Genomic DNA, 18,861 nt, shown 5'->3' with positions numbered 1-18,861 from the left:
AGGTGCTCGGGCGACCGAAGGCGACCCCGGAAGGGTCGGGGTGTCGGTGCGGCTCCGCGTCAGGACGGGACGAGGACGCAGAACTCGTGGTCCTCCGGGTCGGTCAGGCACGTCCACGGCACATCGCCCTGGCCGAGGTCGAGGTCGGTGGCCCCGAGCGCCCGCAGCCGGGCCACCTCCGCAGCCTGGTCGTCACCGGGATACGGCAGCAGGTCGAGATGGACGCGGTCCGGCACGGTCTTCACACCGGGCGTACGGAGGAACTCCAGATACGGGCCGACGCCCCTGGCCGAGCGCAGCACCGCGTGGTCGTCGGTGACCTCGTGCAGGGTCCAGTCGATCGCGTCCCCCCAGAACCGGGCCATGGCCCGCGGGTCCGCGCAGTCGACGACCACCGCGGCGATCGGCCCGGTGTCCCGGTAGATCTCCCGGGGCTCCAGCACGCAGAACTCGTTGCCCTCCGGGTCGGCCAGGACCGTCCACGGCACATCGCCCTGGCCGATGTCGGCGGGCGTCGCACCGAGCCCCTTCAGGCGCTCGACCAGCTCCGCCTGATGGGCCACGGAGGTGGTGGCGAGATCGAGGTGCACGCGGTTCTTCGTCGTCGTCCCGGGTTCGGGGACGGGAACGACGTCGACGCCGACGGCGACCGGGTCCGGCCAGACCAGGCCGCCGACGGGTCCGACGTAGGTGGTCACGCCGGGGCTGTAGGCGCTCCAGCCGAGCGCCTCCGCCCAGAAGCGGCCGACCGCCGAGGCGTCGAGAGCCTTCACGTTCACCTGAACGGGTCGCAGTGCCATGCCGGCGACCCTACGCGCTCATCGTGGCCACCTCGTCGGCCCATTCCGCGATGCGGCGCAGCAGGGTGGTGGCGACCGGAGGCGGGTCGGCCAGGAGCACGGTCGCGTGGAAGGCGTGGGGCATGCCCTCGTAGATGTCGAGCCGGACGTCCCCTCCCGCGGTGGCCACCGCTTCGGCGAAGCGCCGCGAGTCGTCGAGCATCACCTCCTTCGAGCCCACCGCGAGCAGGAGCGGCGGCAGCCCGCGCAGGTCGCCGTGCAGGGGGGACTGGGGTGCCCGGTCCGGTCGCTCCCCGTCCAGGTACTGGGTGCGGACGTGGTCGAGGACGGCCCGGCCGACGACGTCCTGGCCGTCGTTGGCGTCGATGGACGGGCTGGACAGGGTGAGGTCGGTCTGCGGGGAGACGGCCAGCGCCGCCGCGGGGAGCGGGTCGCCCGCCTCCTTGAGGACCAGCAGCGCCGACAGCAGCAGCGTGCCCCCGGCGGACTCGCCCGCCAGGATGATCCGCGACGCGGGCACGCCCTGGCCGAGCAGGCTCCGGTAGGCGGCCACCGCGTCGTCGAGGGCGGCCGGATAACGGTGGGCCGGGGCGAGCCGGTAGTCCACCGCCAGGACGGGGCGACCGGTCACCTGTGACAGGCGATGGGCCATGAGCCGCTCGGAGTGGGGGTTCGTGTACTCGAATCCGCCTCCGTGGAGATAGACCGTCACTCCCTTCTCCACCGTGGCCGGGCCCGCGGTGACCCACGTGCCGGGAACACCGCCGGTGTGCGGCAGGACGGGGGTGAGGCGGGCGTCGCCGGGCAGGGCCGGAGGGCTGGTGTGCAGGGTCATGAGCCGTGACAGGGCCTCGGCGCTGTCGCCGGGTGTGCTGGGGATGCGTGTGACGTTCACGATGCGGGGTCCCTTTCCGGGAGTGGGCGGGCAGGTGGCATCGGCGTGCCGGGCCTGCTCCGGGCACGGGTGAGGTCGGTGGACGCGCGCGACGGTGGCGTCGGTGAGGACGCCGGACGCGCGCGGTGGTGGTCGGTGGCCCGTGGTGCGTACGCGCGGTGGTGGTCGGTGCTTTGCGGCACGGGCGCACGCGGTCGTGGTAGGTGGTGCGTACGCGCGCGGTGGTGGTCGCCCGTGGTGCGGGCGGCGCGGAGCCGTCGCGGGCCGAACCGGCCGCGGGTCTGAAGGACGCGGGGTCCCGATGAGCACGCGAGAACAGCGGGACGTCAGCCGGTCATCGACCCGTCGGATGCGAACCCGTCGAATTCGAGCCCGCCGGATTCGGGGAGGGCTCGCGGGTGACGGTGGTGTTCGGTGCCACCGGGCGCGGGGACGGCGCGCGGGCGCTGTGCGGTCAGCCGCTGCCTGTGAAGTGTGAACTCACGACGTCATCCCTTGCTACGGCGCCTCCATGCCACCGCCGTCCTCCCGGCCGGTGGCACGCGACATGCCCGTCATTACAGGGCTTCGCGACGGAAGCTGTCAAGGTACGGCATCCTTCGCCGTTCCGTTCGGTGCGGCCCGGACCGCGTCCTGTGCTGCCGCGCCAGGCTGGACGGCTACCACTCGGCCATGGACACCGCCGGCCTGACGGCCGAGTCCTCCCTCGTGGTGCACGCCGGTCTCACCCGCAAGGAGGGGTACGCGGCCGCGCTCGGCCTGGGGCGTGCGGAGAAGATGTCGCAGGTCGGCTTCGAGCTCGCGACCACGCTCACCGTCCGGCAGAGCACGGCACCGCCGGGGGTGGGTCCGGGCCGGGGAGTGGAGGGGGAGGTGGATCAGGGGGTGGCGAACGGGCACTTCCAGGAGCCGCCTGCCTTCTCGGCTTCCGCGGTCCACTCCTCAAGTTCTTTCCCGGCATACTCTGTCTGCGCGTGGAGGCTGGACCAGTCGGCGAACTCTCCGTTTGGACGAATGCGACCGTCTACGAACCAAGAAGCTCCCTCGATCTCCTTTTCGGGAATTTTTTCATGCCCAGCAAGACATTCGACGACGCTGTGTATGGCTCTTGTTCGTATCTCCCACGGCTCGCTCTGAGGCGGAGTGGAGGGCTTGTCCGAACAAGCCGTAGCAGCGAAGATTATGATCAAAGTGACCAGTCTTACCGTGGCCTTCATCAGGGTGTCATCCCTCGCTGGGTCTGCATGTCGGCCTCGGTGATCCGGACCCATTCCTCGAGTTCCTTTCCGGCGACCTTCTTCTGTGCGTTCATGCTGTACCAGTTGGCGAACTCCGCATTGGGAGTGAGCACTCCGTCGCGGAACCATGATGCATCGCGCTCCACGTCTATGGCACCGGCATTGATCAGCCCTTGGACCACCGGGATTTTCACGCGCAGGACCCGGTCGTAGAAAACCTCTGCGTTGCTCTTCATGGCGTCCGTCGCGTGGTCGGTGTCAAGAGCCTGGTTCAGAGGTGGCTGGGCAAGGGAGGTGAAGACTTGAGCACTGGTCGTCGGACCTACGGCTTTGGTGAAGTTCAGGGCCCCAAAACCTCCGCTGATCATGGACAGGAAGGTGGCGTCCCGTTTGTTCTGAGCGTCCTTCTTCTCGGCCTCGGTGAAATTCCGATCTGCTTCGATCTTGGAGACAAAGCCGTAGAGTGCCGCCATCTCTGAAAGGTAGTTCTGATCGGAGGGGTCTAGAACGGTAGCTTTTGTGGCTCCACTGAGCCTCGCGTCCATGGAACCCAGAAGCTTTCCCAGGTCTTTTTCGTCATGGAGCGCCTGCTTAAGAAGCCCTTTGAGCTCACTGTGAGAGAAATAGGAAACCCAAAGTCCGTTCGCGGAGCGCTTGCTGAGAACTGCTTCACTAGGAACCCCAAGACGCGCCGAGGCGGCGAAGTCCGGAAGGTAGCGGTCGATCGCGAAGTTCAGTGCCCTACGCGTCTCCGCCGGCAGCACCTTCTCCGGGTTCAACCTGGAGAACTCCGCCGTGGCCTTGGCGATGTTGACCACCGACCAGGCCGACTCCCTGGCGTCGGTGCCTCCGCCGCGCTTCGCGGAGGCGGCGGCCTCCAGGAAGGTGCCGACGTGGGAGGAGAGGTCGACCTGGCCGATCTTGGGAGAAGGGTCGGTCATGCCGCCGGGCGGTGCCGGTCGCCGGTGGAACGAGTCGGCCCCGGGGGTCCGCCAGGAGTCGTCGACCAGCATCCGGGTGTAGGTCAGGCCCCTGTCGGGGTCGCCGAGGACGTGGCGGGCCGCCTTGCCGTTCTCGGCCGACCGGTTCAGGGCGGCGATCACCGGGTCGTGGTCGGCCAGGACCTTCTGGAACCGGAACACGTCCCCGCCCAGGTCGGACGACCCGTTGCCGGATCGCGTGGGAGGAAAGGAGATCGTGCCGGCCTTGCGCGCGTCCAGCAGGGAGCGGGTGATGTCGGCCAGGAGCCGGGAGTCCCAGTTCTTGCCGGACGGGCCGTGCTTGAGGAGCATGCCCACCGACCACGGGTCCTTGGCCCTGGTGAGCGCCGCCCGGGTCGCGTCGGACATCAGTGGCCTGGCGTCCTTGCCGCTGCCGGTGCGCAGGCTGCCGGCGGCGGCCAGGGCGCCCGCCAGGGCGGTGAGGACACCCTGGTCCTGGCAGGAGAACAGCGTGCCCTCGGAGTGGTCCCCGTCGCTGAGCACTCGGGCGGCCTGGGCCGTGGTCGGGCCCGCGATCTGCAGGAAGGTCCTGAGGTAGTCGTTGTCCTTGGGATGCAGCCGTAGCTTCTCGGCCGCCTCGCGCAGTGCGGCGCGTTTCCCCTCCGGGTTCTCGCCGTCCATGGCCGTGACCAGCGCGGTGGCGTCGCGTTCCGCCTGGAAGCCGCTCCGGCCGGTGGCCTTCCAGTCCAGCGGCACGACGGGGGGAGGGATCGGGCCGGGGACGTGGCCAGGCATGCCCATGACGGGTGCCTTGGGGTCCCAGCCTTTCAGGCGGGCCAGTTCGTAGGCCCGTTCGGTGCGGGTCTCCATGTCGCGGGCGTCGTCCCGCGCGGTGTCGACCAGGCGGGGCAGGGCGCCGAAGCCGACCTGCGCGTCCCATTTCTCCATTTTCCGCTGGATCACCGAACCGCGGTCGGCCAATATCTCGTGGAGCCGTTTGAGCTGAGCGGTCAGTTTCTCCAGCCTGTCGGGAGCGACGCCCACGAATTCGCCCATGCCGTCCTCTCGGTACGTTCCACGTATGGAGCGGGTTTCCTATCGGGTGTTCCCGCCTGCCTCCACGGCTTTCTCGATCCGGGTGACGATCGCCTGCTGTTCCTTGGCGACCGCGTCGAGCAGTGAGAGGAGATGCGCGCGGCGGGCGTTCCACTCGTCACTCCAGGCGTCGGCCGAAGACCCCTGCCAGGTCTCCTTGCCGAACAGAGGTGGTACGGCGCGCAGTGCCTCGAGGATCTCGTTCATCGCGGTGGTGACCGCGGACATGTCCGCCCTGCACTGGGCCAGATCGGCGGGGGTCACCCCGAACCTCCCTTGGACGCTGCTCTCTGCGGGGTAGGGCCGCGTGACGGTACGGGATCCTGACGGAAAGACTCTAATAATGTTCTCCGCCGGAACGCCAGAGCCGCGATTCGGGAAACGGAGATTACCGCATGACGATCATTCTCTCCCGATTCACAAGGTGAGCCTTTTTCGCTCCGGCCGTGGAACGGAAGACCGATGATCGCTCCTGAGTCTCTTCGGCTTCGACGGGACGCTCGCGGCATCTCGATGCCCAGGGGGCGTCGATCCGAAACGAACGCTCCCATGCTTTCCCGCTGTTTCACGGCCGAGGGAGGGGCGCGTCGCCGAGGCGGTCTCGTTATGCTCGGCCGGTGAGTTCTCCGATGACGCTCGTCCTGTGGGACATCGACCACACGCTGATCGACGCCGGTGGCGTCACCGCCGACACCTACGACCACGCGCTGCACGCCGTCACCGGCCGGCGGATGGAGCACGCCGTGGAGGTGGCCGGCCGGACCGAACGGGCGATCGTCACCGAGATCCTCCGGGCCCACCGGGTGGAGGTCTCCGATCGGCTGCTGGACTCCTTCTACGTGGCGCTCGCCGAGGCGTTCGTCGTGCGCGAGGCCGTCATGCGCGAGCGCGGGCGGGCCCTGGCCGGGGTGCGCGAGGTGCTCACGGCGCTGGGGGAGCGCCCGGACGTGGTGCAGTCGGTGCTGACCGGGAACACCGAGCCGGTCTCGGTGGGCAAGCTCACCGTGTTCGGACTGGAGGGCTTCGTGGACTTCGAGGTGGGCGCGTACGGCACCGACCACGAGGACCGGGCGGCGCTGGTGGCGCTGGCGCAGGAGCGCGCCGCGGGCAAGTACGGGCGGCCGTTCGGCGCGCGCGACACCGTGCTGGTGGGGGACACGCCCAACGACGTCCGTGCCGGTCACGAGGGCGGGGCGCGGGTGATCGCGGTCGCGACGGGCTTCAACGACGCCGCCGTCCTCGACGCGGCCGGTCCGGAACTGGTGCTGGAGGACCTCACCGACACCGAGACGGTCGTACGGGCCGTCCTCGGCGTGACGGACCGGGCGGTCGGCGAGCGGTAGGCGCCGGCGGGCGATGTCAGGCGACGTGACGGACCGTCCGGCCGACCACGCCGTCCGATCGACCACGCCGTCCGATCGACCACGCCGTCCGATCGACCACGCCGTCCGGTCGGCCACGCCGTCCGGGGCGCCGGCCCGGGTGTCGTCCCGCTCCCCGACACGCGGGCGCATGACGCCCGCCCGTGGACCGTACTCCTGTATGCCGTCCTTACACGGCTCGTGGAACGCTCGGGGCACGGCGAACGGTGAGGATCGGGTGAGATTTCAGGTGTCAGCGCTCGGATGGGGATCGATGTGGCGGCGTCCCGGCCGGAGGGTCGTCTCCGGGGCGGCGATGGTCGCGATGGCACTGGTCGTCGCGGGCTGCTCCTCGGGGGAGAGCGTGGACCGGGCGGCCCAGGACGGCCGGCCCGCCGTCGTCCCGTCCGCGGCGCCCACCGCGGACATCAAGGAGCCCCCGGAGGTCGACCCTGCCTGGCCCCGCTGGGGGTTCACCCACACCGGGGTCAGCGCCAACAACGTCACCCCGCAGTTCGAGCAGACCGTGGCCCAGCGGCTGGCCCAGACCCCGATGCTGCAGAACCAGCACATCATGGGGTTCGGCGCGCTCAACCCCCAGCCCCGCCCGCGGGAGTTCTACTGGGAGGACCTCGACAGCCGGACGAACCTCATGAGGCGGTCCGGTGGAACGCAGATCATCACGCTCTGCTGCGCCCCCGACTGGATGAAGGGGGGACCCGAGGGGCCGACCCAGGACTCGGCCTGGGCCGAGCACCTGGAGGACGCCCCCTACCCCAAGCACTTCGACGACTTCGCCAGGCTGTCGGCGGCCGTCGCCACGAAGTACCGCGACGTCAAGTACTTCATGGTCTGGAACGAGTTCAAGGGCTTTTGGAAGGACCACTCCAAACCGGCGGACTACAAGGGCTACACCGCGATGTACAACAAGGTCTACGACGCGGTGAAGGCGGCCAGGCCCGACGCGCAGGTCGGCGGACCCTACCTCGGCTTCGACAGCAACAGGACCGGGAACTCCGAGCTGCGGGGCCCGTGGGGGGTCGTCAACCAGAACGCCCTGGACGCCTTCGAGTACTGGTTCGAGAACAAGAAGGGCGCCGACTTCGTCGTGGTGGACGGCGCCTCGGTGACCGACGCCCACGAGCTGCTGCCCGACGCGTTCGGGGCACTGGGCAAGTTCAGCGCGGTCACCACCTGGCTGCGGGAGAAGACCGACCTGCCGGTCTGGTGGTCGGAGTGGTACTTCGTCCCCGAGGACAAGACCGTGTGGCCCGAGCCCATGCGGCTCGCCGTCCAGGCCGCCTCGATGATCGAGTTCGCCGAGAGCGGCGCCGCCACGGCGCTGTACTGGAACCCGCAGGTCAAGCAGGGGACCTGCCTGCCCTGCATGTGGGATCCGCGGACCGGGGCCGAGCAGCCGACCGGACGGCTGATGGCCGACTTCACCCGGTGGTTCCCGGCCGGTGCCAGGCTGGAGGCGGTCACCTCCTCCGTCCCCGGGGTCCGGGTGCTGGCCCAGCCGCAGCAGATGGTCATGGTCAACACCACCGGGGCGAAGGTCACCGCGACCGTGGACGGCAGGGAGTTCGCCCTCGGGCCGTACGAGATCAGGTGGAGCGGCCGCTGATCACCGCGCGGTCGCGGCCCGGGGGCCGGTGAGGTCGACCAGCGCGGGAAGGATCTCGCCCAGGGGGGCGTCGACGGTGAGCGCCGCGTGCTCGTCCCCCCGGGTCGGGCCCTGGTTGACGATCGCCACGGGGATGCCGAGCTTCGCGGCGCGCAGGACGAACCGGCGGCCGGACATCACCGTCAGCGACGACCCCAGGATCAGGAGCAGGCGCGCCCCCTCCACCAGGGCGAAGCACTCGCCCACCCGGCCGGCCGGGACGCTCTCCCCGAAGAAGACGACGTCGGGCTTGAGGATCCCCTCCGGGCAGGCCCGGCATCCGACCACCTCGAACCCGTCGATCTCCTCGTCCCCGAGCTCGGCGTCACCGTCGGGGTTGACCGCGACGGCGCGGGCGGCGAACCCGGGGTTCGCCAGGGTCAGGCGGGCGTCCAGCTCCTCCCGGGAGGTCAGGTCGCCGCAGTTCAGGCAGATCACGCGGTGCAGGCTGCCGTGCAGCTCGATGACGTCCCGGGCGCCGCCCTCCTGGTGCAGGCCGTCGACGTTCTGCGTGACGACGCCGGTCACCAGGCCCCGCCGCTGCAGGTCCGCGACCGCCCGGTGGCCGCTGTTCGGCCTCGCCCCGGCCATCGCCCGCCACCCGACGTAACTGCGGGCCCAGTAGCGCCGCCTGGCCACCGGGCCGGACAGGAACGCCTGGTAGGTCATCGGGCTGTGCCGCCTCAGGGCGCCGCTCGGCCCCCGGTAGTCCGGGATCCCCGACTCCGTCGACAGGCCGGCACCGCTCAGCACCACGACGCCGCCCGCGGCCAGCATTTTCGCCAGTGCGTTCGCATCCTCGTTCACCCCTCCATGCTGCCTCACCCCGCGGACCGGTCGGCACCGGCGTCCCGCACCGGCGCCGGGACCGGGCCGGGGCGACGCCCGGGGAGGCCGTGGCAGGCCGGGGACGAGGTGGGCAGGGGGGTGGCGAGGAGCCGGTGCCCGGTCTGTCGGTGCGTCCTGCCACGATGTCCGGGTACCCGCGCACCACGACGACCTGGAGACGTACATGGGCACCTGGGACCTCGGCCCCTTCGACAACGACACGGCGGCCGACTTCTCCGGAAGGCTGGACAAGGCCGACGAGGACGAGCGGGAGAAGCTCATCCGCGAGGCGCTCGCCCGCGCGGCCGGCACCACCGACTATCTCGACTCCGACGACGCGGCCGAGGCCCTGGCCGCGGCCGCGCTGGTCGCCGCGCAGCGTCCCGGCGGGGAGGCCGTGCTGAGCCCGTACGGCCCCAAGAAGCCCCTGCCGGTGCTCCCGGCCGAGCTGGGGGGCCTCGCCGTCCAGGCGCTCGACCGGGTCATGGCCGAGCCCTCGGAGCTGCTGGAGCTGTGGTCGGCGGAGGGGGCCGGTGACCTGTGGAGGACGAGCGTCCTGCGGCTGCGGAACATCCTCCTCGCGGACGGGGAGGGCGGCGCCTCCTCCTGACCGGCCCGGGTACGTCCCCGGCCCCTTTCCTGGAACGTTCCGCGGTGGCCCGTCGCGGCACTTTCCGGGATCCTTCCGGGGAACGTCGCCGGACGACGCCGGGTGACGCGAGGTGTCACGGGTGACGCGGGGTGACCCGTCCCGGCCCTCGGGACGGGACGCCCGGTCGCGCGCCGGGATGACATCCCCCGGGATGATCCGCCCTCCGCGGATCGGACCGGGGGCCGACGCGGCCGGGGCGCCCGTTCGGAGATCGTGGCCGCATGATGACATCGATCGTGGTCGCCCTGAGCCTGCTGGGCTCCGGCGTACAGGCGGGGCAGGCGGGGCGGGCCGAGCCCCTGGACTGGGCCCCCTGCCCGAAGGACACGAGCGGGATGGAATGCGCAGACCTGCGCGTCCCGGTCGACTGGAGCAAGCCAGACGGCCGCAGGATCACACTGAGGCTGGGCCGGCTCAAGGCCACCGGCGTCTCCGAGGGCTCCGCCCTGGTGGCCTACGGCGGGCCGGGCGGGCCGGGGATCTCGATCACCCGGTCGGGGAACTGGTGGGCCGGGCTGCGCAAGCGCATGGACATCGTCACCTGGGACACCCGGGGCTACGGCGAGCAGTTCGGCGGCCTCAGCACCGGCCTGCCGTGCACCTGGACCCGCGTCCCGCTGCCGGAGTTCCCGCGGGACGACGCCGACTTCGGGCGGCTCTCCGACACCAACCGGGGCTACGCCGAGGCCTGCCGGAACAAGGATCCCGAGTTCTTCGCGAACATGAGCTCCGCCGACAACGCCAGGGACATGGAGGCGATCAGGAAGGCGCTCGGCAGCGCCGGGCTCAACTACTACGGCGCCTCCTACGCCGGGTTCTACGGGCAGGACTACGCCCGCCTCTTCCCCTCCAAGGTGCGCACGATGGTGCTCGACGGCACCTGGAACCACGCCACCGCCGACTGGGGCGCCGAGATGGAGAAGATGGCCAGGAGCAACGACGAGGCCCTCGGCCGGTTCTTCGACTGGTGTGCGGCCGAGGGGAAGTGCCGCGACGTGCGCGCCCGGTGGCGCGGGCTGGTCGCCAGGGCCGACCGTACGCCGATCCCCGCCAAGCGGGCCGGGATCGCCTACGACGGCCGCGACCTGCAGGCGTTCGCGCTCGGCGCGGCCCGGGACGGCGAGACGGCATGGCCCGAGCTGGCCAGGGACGTCCGCGGGGCGCTCGCCGGTGACGCCTCCGGCTTCCTGCCCGAGCGGGGCGCCCGCTACCCCGACCAGTCCACGGGCGTCACCGAGTGCCTCGACTGGCCCCGTCCGGCGAACCGGGCCGAGCTCGACGCGACGATCGCCCGGCTGCGCAGGGCCGCGCCCGACGCGGGGACGGCCAACACGCTGGCGACCGGGACCCTGGGCTGCGTCGGCTGGCCGGTCCCGGTCACCAACCCGCCGGCCCCGCTGCCCAAGGGGCTGCCGCCGCTGCTCGGCGCGGGCGCCTGGGGCGAGTCCGACGCCGTCCAGCGGGTGGTCGCCCAGGTCCCGGGAAGCACCGTCGTCCGCCACGAGGGGCCGGGGCACACGCTGTACGTGAGCAACCCCTGCGCCCGCGGCCACATCGACCGCTACCTGGCCGACCGTGTGCTGCCGGCCGCGGGGACGACCTGCTGACCGGACGGGGAACGCCCCCGGACCGCCGCCCCGGGGCCGGGCGGGACGTGCCGGGGGTCATCCGCCGTCGACGTTCGCCAGGTCGCTGAGGCGGTGGAGTTCGGCCAGGTGCCCGGCCAGTGCCTGCCGGCCCTCGGCGGTGAGTGCGATCCAGGTGCTCCTGGCGGCCTTGCCCGAGGTCTTGGTCACCTCCACGTACCCTTCCGTCTGCAGGACCTTGACGTGCTTGCTCAGCACCGAGTCGCTGACCGCGAGGGTCTCGCGGAGCACCGAGAACTCCGCGGACTCCACCGCCGAGAGCATGGCGCAGAACCCGGCCGTCTTCTCGACCCGGTTCTCCTGACCCGGCCGTCTTCCCGGCCGGCCGCCGCCCGGCCCGGCCTCACTTCTCGACGAGTTCCTCCTCCGCCTCGACGAGGGCGCCGCTGAACTGGGCCGAGTACAGGCGGTGGTAGGCGCCCCGGGCGGCGAGCAGCTCCTCGTGGGTGCCGTGCTCGACGATCCTGCCCTCCTCCATCACCAGGATGAGGTCGGCGTCGCGGATCGTGGAGAGCCGGTGCGCGATGACGAAGCTGGTCCGGTCCGAGCGCAGCGCGGCCATCGCGTGCTGCACCAGGACCTCGGTACGGGTGTCGACCGAGCTGGTCGCCTCGTCCAGGATGAGCAGCGACGGGTCGGCGAGGAAGGCGCGGGCGATGGTCAGCAGCTGCTTCTCGCCGGCGCTGACGTTGCCGCCCTCCTCGTCGATCACGGTGTCGTACCCGTCGGGCAGGGTCCGGACGAAGCGGTCGACGAACGTGGCCCGCGCGGCGGCGAGGATCTGCTCCTCGGTGGCCTCCGGGTTGCCGTAGGCGATGTTCTCCCGGATGGTCCCGCCGAACAACCAGGTGTCCTGGAGCACCATGCCGATGTGCGAGCGCAGGTCCTCGCGGCGCATCGCGGTGATGTCCACGCCGTCGAGGGTGATCCTTCCCGCGTCCAGCTCGTAGAAGCGCATGACGAGGTTGACCAGGGTGGTCTTGCCCGCGCCGGTGGGGCCGACGATCGCGACCGTGTGGCCGGGTTCGGCCACCAGCGACAGGTCCTCGATGAGGGGCCGCTCGGGGTCGTAGCTGAAGGAGACCCGCTCGAACTCGACGCGGCCCTGCCGGACGGTGGGCGGGACCGGGTCGGCCGGGTCCGGGTCCTGCTCGACGGCGTCGAGCAGCTCGAAGACCCGCTCGGCCGAGGCGACCCCCGACTGCAGCAGGTTGGCCATCGAGGCGACCTGGGTGAGCGGCTGGGTGAACTGCCGCGAGTACTGGATGAACGCCTGAACGTCGCCCAGGCTCATCGTGCCGGTGGCGACCCGCAGGCCGCCGACGACCGCGATCGCGACGTAGTTGAGGTTCCCGATGAACATCATCATCGGCATGATGATCCCGGAGACGAACTGCGCGCCGAAGCTGGCCTTGTACAGCTCCTCGTTGCGCTGCCGGAACACCTCCTCCACCTCGGGGCGGCGGCCGAAGACCTTCACCAGCTCGTGGCCGGTGAACGCCTCCTCGATGTGGGCGTTCAGGGTGCCGGTGTGGGCCCACTGTGCGACGAAGTGCCGCTGTGAGCGCTTGGCGATCATGCCCGTGACGACCATCGAGACCGGGATGGTCACCAGGGCGATCAGGGCGAGCAGCGGCGAGATCACGAACATCATCGCCAGCACGCCGATCACGGTCAGCAGCGAGACCAGGAGCTGGCTCAGCGTCTGCTGCAGGGTCTGCGAGACGTTGTCGATGTCGTTGGTGACCCGGCTGAGCAGCTCGCCGCGCGGCTGGCCGTCGAAGAACCGCAGCGGGAGCCGGTTGATCTTCTCCTCGGCGTCCTCGCGCAGCCGGTAGACGGTCCGCTGCACCACGTCGTTGAGGATGTACCCCTGCAGCCAGGCGAAGAGCGAGGCCGCGACGTACAGGGCCAGGACCCAGAGCAGGACCGTGCCCAGCGCGCCGAAGTCGATGCCCCGGCCCGGGACGACGTCCATCCGGGCGAGCAGGTCGGCGAAGTTGTCGTTGCCCGCGGCGCGGGCCGCGGCGACCGCCTGCTCGGCGGTCGTCCCGGCCGGGAGCTGCCTGCCGATCACGCCGGTGAAGATCAGGTCCGTCGCGTACCCGAGGACCTTGGGCCCGATGACGGAGAACACCACGCTGACGACGGCCAGGGCGATCACCAGCAGGAGTCTCGGGCGCTCCGGGCTCAGCCGCCGCATCAGCCGGCGGGTGGACGGCCCGAAGTTCATGGCCTTCTCGGCGGGCATGCCCATCCCGCCCATGGGGCCGCGCCCGAAGGGGCCGCCGCCCACCGGGGGCCGCGGGGTCGGGGCGGCCGGGGCCGCCGGGGTCGCCGAGGGCGTCGCGGGCGTCGCGGGCGCAGAGGCCGCCGGAGGCCCGGCCGGGGGCGTCGTGGTCGTGGGCCGGTCGCTCATGCTGCGGTCTCCGCGGCTAGTTGGGACTCGACGATCTCGATGTACGTCGGGCAGGACTCCAGCAGCTCGTCGTGGGTCCCGAGGCCGACGATCACCCCGTCGTCCAGGACGACGATCTGGTCGGCGTCGGCGATGGTGGAGACGCGCTGGCCGACGATGACCACGGCCGCCCGCGCGGTGTGCGGGCGCAGGGCGGCGCGCAGCCGGGCGTCGGTGGCCAGGTCCAGGGCCGAGAACGAGTCGTCGAACAGGTAGATCTCGGGCTTGCTGACCAGCGCCCTGGCGATGGAGAGCCGCTGGCGCTGGCCGCCGGAGACGTTGGTGCCGCCCTGCGCGATGGGCGCGTCCAGGCCGCCGGGCATCTCCTCGACGAAGTCGCGGGCCTGGGCGACCTCCAGCGCCTCCCACAGCTCCTCGTCGCTCGCGTCGGGGTTGCCGTAGCGCAGGTTGCTCGCGACCGTGCCGCTGAACAGGTACGGCTTCTGCGGCACCAGGCCGATGCGCTTCCAGAGCGTCTGGGGGTCGAGCTCGCGCACGTCGACGCCGTCGACCAGGACCGTCCCGCCGGTGGCGTCGAACAGCCGGGGGATCAGCGACAGCAGCGTGGTCTTGCCCGAGCCGGTGCTGCCGATGACGGCGACGGTCTGCCCGGCGGTCGCGCGGAACGTGATGCCCGACAGCACCGGTGCGGCCGCGCCCGGGTAGCGGAACTCGACGTCGCGCATCTCCAGCTCGCCGTGGCCGCGTACCTCGCGGACCGGGTCGGCGGGCGGGACCACCGACGAGTCGGTGTCGAGCACCTCGGCGATCCGCTCGGCGCAGACCGCGGCGCGCGGGATCATCATCGAGATGAAGGTGGCCATCATCATCGAGGTCAGGATCTGCATCAGGTACATGAGGAACGCGGTGAGGGCGCCGATCTGCATGTCGCCGCCGTCCACCCGCCAGGCGCCGAACCAGAGCACGGCGATGCTGGAGGCGTTCAGGATGAGCATCACGACGGGGAAGATGAGCGCGGTGAGCCGTCCCACCCGCAGCGCCGTCCCGGTCAGCGCCTCGTTGGCCTCGGCGAACCTGCGCGTCTCCTCGCGCTCGCGGACGAAGGCGCGCACCACGCGGATGCCGGTGAGCTGCTCGCGCAGCACCCGGTTGACCAGGTCGATGCGGGTCTGCATGGCGCGGAACTGGGGCACCATGCGGGAGATGATCAGGCCGATCGAGATCAGCAGCGCCGGTACGCAGACCAGCATCAGCCAGGACAGGCCGAGGTCCTGGCGGAGCGCCATCACGATGCCGCCGATGCCCATGATCGGTGCGGCGACCAGCATGGTGCAGGTCATCACGACGAGCATCTGGACCTGCTGCACGTCGTTGGTGCCCCGGGTGATCAGCGAGGGGGCCCCGAACTGGGAGACCTCGCGGGCGGAGAACCCGCCGACCCGGTGGAAGACGGCGGAGCGGACGTCGCGCCCGAACCCCATGGCGGCGTGGGCGCCGTAGTAGACCGCCGCGACCGAGCAGGCGATCTGCACCAGGGAGACGACCAGCATCCAGACGCCGGCGGACAGGATGTATCCGGTGTCGCCGACCGCCACGCCCCGGTCGATGATGTCGGCGTTCAGGCTTGGCAGGTAGAGCGAGGCGATGGTGCCGACCAGCTGCAGCACCACCACGGCGGCCAGCGCGCCCGTGTAGGGGCGCAGATAGGTACGGAGCAGGCGGGTCAGCACGGCGGCACCGCGCCGCGGGCGGAGGGGAGGAGGACGTCGTGCAGGGGGGCCGCGTACCGGCCGGCCTGCTCTGGCGCCCCGTTGGCCAGAATCATGAGCGGTCTCTTTCGAGGGGAGATGGTGGGATCAGCGTCCGACATGAACCTTTGTTGAGGTCAAGGCTGCGGGCCAGGGTCGGGACGCCGGCGGATTCCGTCGAGCAGCAGGGAGACGATCTCCGACGGGGACATCGGGTCGCATCCGACGAACGCGGGATGGCCGGAGGCGATGGTGAGCAGCTTCAGCCGCTGTGCCGCGCCGGCCGGCTCGCAGCGCAGCCGGTCACGGTCGGGGACGATCAGGTCCACGATCGCCCGGTGGGTGAGCTCCGCGTGCTCCGTGCGCTGCCGGTGGGTGCGTTCGGCCCCGGCGGCCCCCGCCGCTCCGAGCGCGTTCATCAAGCGGAAGATGCGCCTGGTGTGGCGCTGCATGATCTCGACCGCCGCGACGAGCCGGTCCTCCAGCGGGGCCGTGCCGTCGATGTCCCTGAGCTCGGCGAGGACCGGCGCGGGGTCGAAGGCACTGGACACGGCGGCGTTCACCAGCTCGTCCTTGGTGGCGAAGACGCGGAAGATCGTTCCTTCGGCGACGCCCGCCGCCTGGGCGATCTGCCGGGTGCTCACGTCGGGACCGTGGGCGAGCACGAGCGAGAGGGTGGACGCGATGAGCGCCGCACGCCGCTCGTCCGGCGGGAGGGGCGCGGCCCGCGGCGGGATCGAGGTCACCGGGGAACCCTACAGCGAATGAGTGAGTTACTCACTCACTTATTCGGCGGGCGGGGGACCCGCCCCGGAACGGCCCTCGCGGTCCGGTGGCCTCCGTGACCCGTGTGACGGGTGTGTCACCTTGTTCCTTCTTTCATCCGTTTTTTGCAACAGATGTAGGAAAAGCGCATTGAAAACCCCGTCTTTCACCCGATGCGCCGGGCGTCACCTTCGATCTACCGTCGTGTGGCAGACGAACCGTCCCCGCCTCACCCGGCAGCCGTCTGCCTGCCGGTCAGGAGATCACCCGATGCCCCGTACCCTCGCCCAGCGTCCCTGGGTGCCCGCCGTCACCGAGGATCGTGTTCGGTTCGTCCTGAAGGCCGTGACGGACCGGACGCCATCCCGGGTGCAGGGAGAGATCGAACGACTGGTCGCCGAGAACCACCGCATCCACGACGTCGAGTCGGTCAACCTGAACCCGGCCACCAACGTCATGAACCCGCGGGCCGAGGCGCTGCTCTCCGCCGGTCTCGGGTCGCGGCCCTCGCTGGGCCACCCGGGGGAGAAGTACGAGATGGGCCTGGAGGCGATCGAGCAGATCGAGATCATCGCCGCCGAGCTGGCCGCCGAGGTCTTCGGCGCCACCTACGCCGAGGTCCGCGTCGGCTCCGGGGCGCTCGCGAACCTCTACACGTTCATGGCCGTCTGCAGGCCCGGGGACACGATCATCGCCCCGCCGGCCAGCATCGGCGGCCACGTCACCCACCACGGCCCCGGCGCCGCGGGCCTGTACGGCCTGAACACCGTCCCCGCCCCGGTCACCGCGGACGGGTACACGGTGGACGTCGACGCGCTGGCCGAGCTCGCCGCGACGGTACGCCCGGCGCTGATCACGGTCGGCGGCAGCCTCAACCTGTTCCCGCACCCGGTGGCGCGGATCCGCGAGATCGCCGACACGGTCGGCGCCAAGGTGCTCTTCGACGCCGCGCACCTGTGCGGCATGATCGCCGGTGGGGTCTGGCCGCGGCCGCTGGAGGAGGGTGCCCACCTGATCACCATGAGCACCTACAAGAGCCTGGGCGGCCCGGCGGGCGGGCTCATCGTGACCGACGACGCCGAGCTGGCCGAACGGCTCGACGCGATCGCCTACCCCGGGCTGACCGCCAACTTCGACGCGGGCAAGACCGCGGCGCTGGCCATGACCATGCTCGACTGGAAGGCGGCCGGACCCGCCTACGCGCGGACGATGGCCGCGACCGCGCGGCGCCTGGCCGACGAGCTGCTCGCCCTCGGCGTCCCGGTCTTCGCCGCCGAGCGCGGGTGCACCCGCTCCCACCAGTTCGCCGTCCCGGCCCACCGCTACGGCGGGGGGCAGCGGGCCGCCCGCCGGCTGCGCGAGGCCAACCTGCTCGCCTGCGGCATCGGCCTGCCGACGGAACCCATCGAGGGGGACGTCAACGGCCTGCGCCTGGGCACCCCGGAGATCGTCAGGCTCGGCATGACCGAGGCGGACATGCCCGCCCTGGCCTCGTTCATCGCCCGCGGCCTGGACGAGGGGAGCGACCCGGTCACCGTGGCGCCGGAGGTCACCGCGTGGCGGAGCCGGTTCTCCGGCGTGCGCTTCACCGCCGACAACCCCTTCTGAGGGCACCGCCCTCCAGGAAAGGCGCCCCGCGGCGCGGCTTTCCTGGAGGCGGCGTCCGGAGAGCGGCTCTCTGACGGGCGGCGCCTCGCAGAGCGGTCTTCCGGCCGGGGAGCGGGGCCCTCAGGAGCGCGCGGCCCAGCGGGAGAGCAGCTCGGCCTCCCTGCCCGCGTCGACGGCCCCCGGGGTGGAGAAGGACGACTCCGCCTCGCGGACCTCGCGGATCGACCGCCGTAGCGGGCGCGGGTCGAGCCCCGCGGCGAGGGCGGCGGAGGGGTCGGCGGCGTTGATCGCCATGAGCGGGTCCCCCTCCGACCACAGCGGCAGCGACCGGCCGGTCTCGCCCTCGGCGAGCAGGAAGTCCTGCCCCGCCCAGGTCAGGGTGGTGCCGGGGGGCGCGACCTCGGCCGCGATCGTCTCCAGCAGGTCGCCGAAGGAGAACGGCGGGGCGGGGGTGGCCGCGTGGAAGGCGCCCGGCCGCGTCTCCTCGACCATGGAGACGATCCAGGTGGCCAGGTCGCGGGCGTCGACGACCTGGATGGGGTCGTCCGGGTCGCCGGGGGCCAGGACCTCCCCGCCCCGGGCGATCCGGTTGACCCAGTAGGTGAAGCGGCCGGTGTGGTCGTGCGGGCCGATGACGTACGTGGGCCGCACGACCAGCGTCGAGGACCCGAACGCGTCCGCCGCGGCCCGCTCGCAGAGCACCTTCAGCGGCCCGTACGTCTCGTCCGTCACGCTTTCGGGGACCGGCCCGTCGAGCTCGCGGAGCTCGCGGAGCTCGCGGAGCTCGGCCAGTGGCGCGTCCTCGGTGAACCCCGGCGCCACGGGCACCCGGTAGACCGCGGTGGTGGAGACGAGGGCGTACCGGCCGGTCGACAGCGCCCCGGACAGCGCGGTGACCTGGCCGGGGAAGTAGGCGCTGACGTCGACGGTCGCGTCCCAGCTCCGGCCGTGCAGGACGGACAGGTCGCCGTCGCGGTCGGCCGTAAGGCGCTCGACGCCCGGGAACAGCTCCGCCCCGGTCCTGCCCCGGTGCAGCAGGGAGACCTCGTGGCCGGCCGCGAGCGCCGCCTCGGTGATGTGCCTGCCGACGAACCTGGTACCGCCGACGATGAGAATTCGCATGCCCGTCATTGTCGCCGCCCCAGGTGGCGGTGCCCACCCGTCGGCTCCGGCCCGCGATCCACCCGGTCCGGCGGTCC

General features: G+C 71.5%; 16 protein-coding genes. 5 read left to right on the top strand and 11 right to left on the bottom strand.

Annotation, left to right across the window (positions count from 1 at the left end; genetic code table 11):
* Window positions 1-59: 59 nt before the first annotated feature.
* The 5 genes from ACIBCT_RS29010 to ACIBCT_RS28990 all read right to left on the bottom strand — a co-directional run bounded on the left by ACIBCT_RS29010 (window position 60) and on the right by ACIBCT_RS28990 (window position 5,233).
* Window positions 60-800, bottom strand: coding sequence for a VOC family protein (locus ACIBCT_RS29010; protein ID WP_399193861.1), 741 nt, complete (start codon window positions 798-800; stop codon window positions 60-62).
* A 10-nt stretch (window positions 801-810) separates the two neighbouring features.
* Window positions 811-1,695, bottom strand: a complete 885-nt coding sequence (locus ACIBCT_RS29005; protein ID WP_399193859.1) for an alpha/beta hydrolase — start codon at window positions 1,693-1,695, stop codon at window positions 811-813.
* 878 nt (window positions 1,696-2,573) lie between these two features.
* Window positions 2,574-2,912 carry a hypothetical protein gene (locus ACIBCT_RS29000; protein WP_399193857.1) on the bottom strand — a complete coding sequence of 113 codons (339 nt, stop codon included), beginning with the start codon at window positions 2,910-2,912 and terminating at the stop codon, window positions 2,574-2,576.
* Window positions 2,912-4,930 carry a hypothetical protein gene (locus ACIBCT_RS28995; RefSeq protein WP_399193855.1) on the bottom strand — a complete coding sequence of 673 codons (2,019 nt, stop codon included), beginning with the start codon at window positions 4,928-4,930 and terminating at the stop codon, window positions 2,912-2,914. The genes ACIBCT_RS29000 and ACIBCT_RS28995 overlap by 1 nt, the downstream gene beginning before the upstream one ends.
* A gap of 39 nt (window positions 4,931-4,969) precedes the next feature.
* Window positions 4,970-5,233: a hypothetical protein gene (locus ACIBCT_RS28990; RefSeq protein ID WP_399193853.1), complete on the bottom strand. Its 264-nt coding sequence runs from the start codon at window positions 5,231-5,233 to the stop codon at window positions 4,970-4,972.
* A 353-nt stretch (window positions 5,234-5,586) separates the two neighbouring features.
* Here ACIBCT_RS28990 and ACIBCT_RS28985 point away from each other — a divergent pair, with 353 nt between their 5' ends.
* The gene (locus ACIBCT_RS28985) at window positions 5,587-6,312 is read left to right on the top strand and encodes an HAD family hydrolase (RefSeq protein WP_399193851.1); all 726 of its coding nucleotides are present in this window, start codon (window positions 5,587-5,589) and stop codon (window positions 6,310-6,312) included.
* Between the two features lie 268 nt (window positions 6,313-6,580).
* Window positions 6,581-7,957, top strand: a complete 1,377-nt coding sequence (locus tag ACIBCT_RS28980; protein WP_399193849.1) for a xylan 1,4-beta-xylosidase — start codon at window positions 6,581-6,583, stop codon at window positions 7,955-7,957.
* Here the strand turns inward: ACIBCT_RS28980 and ACIBCT_RS28975 are convergent, their stop codons facing one another.
* Window positions 7,958-8,803 (bottom strand): NAD-dependent protein deacetylase, encoded by an 846-nt coding sequence (locus tag ACIBCT_RS28975; protein ID WP_399193847.1) that lies wholly within the window; start codon window positions 8,801-8,803, stop codon window positions 7,958-7,960. It abuts the gene before it with no gap.
* A gap of 205 nt (window positions 8,804-9,008) precedes the next feature.
* Between ACIBCT_RS28975 and ACIBCT_RS28970 the strand changes: the two genes are divergently transcribed.
* Both ACIBCT_RS28970 and ACIBCT_RS28965 read left to right on the top strand, forming a co-directional pair.
* Window positions 9,009-9,434, top strand: a complete 426-nt coding sequence (locus ACIBCT_RS28970; RefSeq protein WP_399193845.1) for a DUF4259 domain-containing protein — start codon at window positions 9,009-9,011, stop codon at window positions 9,432-9,434.
* 263 nt (window positions 9,435-9,697) lie between these two features.
* Window positions 9,698-11,083 carry an alpha/beta fold hydrolase gene (locus tag ACIBCT_RS28965; RefSeq protein WP_399193843.1) on the top strand — a complete coding sequence of 462 codons (1,386 nt, stop codon included), beginning with the start codon at window positions 9,698-9,700 and terminating at the stop codon, window positions 11,081-11,083.
* 57 nt (window positions 11,084-11,140) lie between these two features.
* On the opposite strand, the gene ACIBCT_RS28960 is transcribed toward ACIBCT_RS28965, so the two are convergent.
* The 4 genes from ACIBCT_RS28960 to ACIBCT_RS28945 all read right to left on the bottom strand — a co-directional run bounded on the left by ACIBCT_RS28960 (window position 11,141) and on the right by ACIBCT_RS28945 (window position 16,035).
* Window positions 11,141-11,386 (bottom strand): transcriptional regulator, encoded by a 246-nt coding sequence (locus ACIBCT_RS28960; protein ID WP_399193841.1) that lies wholly within the window; start codon window positions 11,384-11,386, stop codon window positions 11,141-11,143.
* A 79-nt stretch (window positions 11,387-11,465) separates the two neighbouring features.
* Entirely contained in the window at window positions 11,466-13,541 is a 2,076-nt protein-coding gene (locus ACIBCT_RS28955; RefSeq protein WP_399193839.1) for an ABC transporter ATP-binding protein, read from the bottom strand.
* Window positions 13,538-15,271, bottom strand: a complete 1,734-nt coding sequence (locus ACIBCT_RS28950; RefSeq protein WP_399193837.1) for an ABC transporter ATP-binding protein — start codon at window positions 15,269-15,271, stop codon at window positions 13,538-13,540. The genes ACIBCT_RS28955 and ACIBCT_RS28950 overlap by 4 nt, the downstream gene beginning before the upstream one ends.
* A 155-nt stretch (window positions 15,272-15,426) precedes the next feature.
* Window positions 15,427-16,035: a TetR/AcrR family transcriptional regulator gene (locus ACIBCT_RS28945; RefSeq protein ID WP_399193835.1), complete on the bottom strand. Its 609-nt coding sequence runs from the start codon at window positions 16,033-16,035 to the stop codon at window positions 15,427-15,429.
* Window positions 16,036-16,324: 289 nt separating this feature from the next.
* Here ACIBCT_RS28945 and glyA point away from each other — a divergent pair, with 289 nt between their 5' ends.
* Window positions 16,325-17,662, top strand: a complete 1,338-nt coding sequence (gene glyA / locus ACIBCT_RS28940) for a serine hydroxymethyltransferase (RefSeq protein WP_399193833.1) — start codon at window positions 16,325-16,327, stop codon at window positions 17,660-17,662.
* A 120-nt stretch (window positions 17,663-17,782) separates the two neighbouring features.
* On the opposite strand, the gene ACIBCT_RS28935 is transcribed toward glyA, so the two are convergent.
* Window positions 17,783-18,784: an NAD-dependent epimerase/dehydratase family protein gene (locus ACIBCT_RS28935; RefSeq protein WP_399193831.1), complete on the bottom strand. Its 1,002-nt coding sequence runs from the start codon at window positions 18,782-18,784 to the stop codon at window positions 17,783-17,785.
* Between the last annotated feature and the right edge of the window lie 77 nt (window positions 18,785-18,861).

This window comes from Streptosporangium sp. NPDC050855, from assembly GCF_044456585.1.
Taxonomy (GTDB): Bacteria; Actinomycetota; Actinomycetes; order Streptosporangiales; family Streptosporangiaceae; genus Streptosporangium; species Streptosporangium longisporum.
Note: the sequence above shows the minus strand (reverse complement) of the source record. Positions and strands in the feature narration are given on the sequence as shown.

Excerpts from the sequence above, each read along its gene's own strand:
- ACIBCT_RS28965 (WP_399193843.1), top strand. The coding sequence starts at position 9,698 with ATGATGACATCGATCGTGGTCGCCCTGAGCCTGCTGGGCTCCGGCGTA.
- ACIBCT_RS29000 (WP_399193857.1), bottom strand. The coding sequence starts at position 2,912 with ATGAAGGCCACGGTAAGACTGGTCACTTTGATCATAATCTTCGCTGCT.
- ACIBCT_RS28995 (WP_399193855.1), bottom strand. The coding sequence starts at position 4,930 with ATGGGCGAATTCGTGGGCGTCGCTCCCGACAGGCTGGAGAAACTGACC.
- ACIBCT_RS28955 (WP_399193839.1), bottom strand. The coding sequence starts at position 13,541 with ATGAGCGACCGGCCCACGACCACGACGCCCCCGGCCGGGCCTCCGGCG.
- glyA (WP_399193833.1), top strand. The coding sequence starts at position 16,325 with ATGCCCCGTACCCTCGCCCAGCGTCCCTGGGTGCCCGCCGTCACCGAG.
- ACIBCT_RS28960 (WP_399193841.1), bottom strand. The coding sequence starts at position 11,386 with ATGCTCTCGGCGGTGGAGTCCGCGGAGTTCTCGGTGCTCCGCGAGACC.
- ACIBCT_RS29010 (WP_399193861.1), bottom strand. The coding sequence starts at position 800 with ATGGCACTGCGACCCGTTCAGGTGAACGTGAAGGCTCTCGACGCCTCG.
- ACIBCT_RS28935 (WP_399193831.1), bottom strand. The coding sequence starts at position 18,784 with ATGCGAATTCTCATCGTCGGCGGTACCAGGTTCGTCGGCAGGCACATC.
- ACIBCT_RS28970 (WP_399193845.1), top strand. The coding sequence starts at position 9,009 with ATGGGCACCTGGGACCTCGGCCCCTTCGACAACGACACGGCGGCCGAC.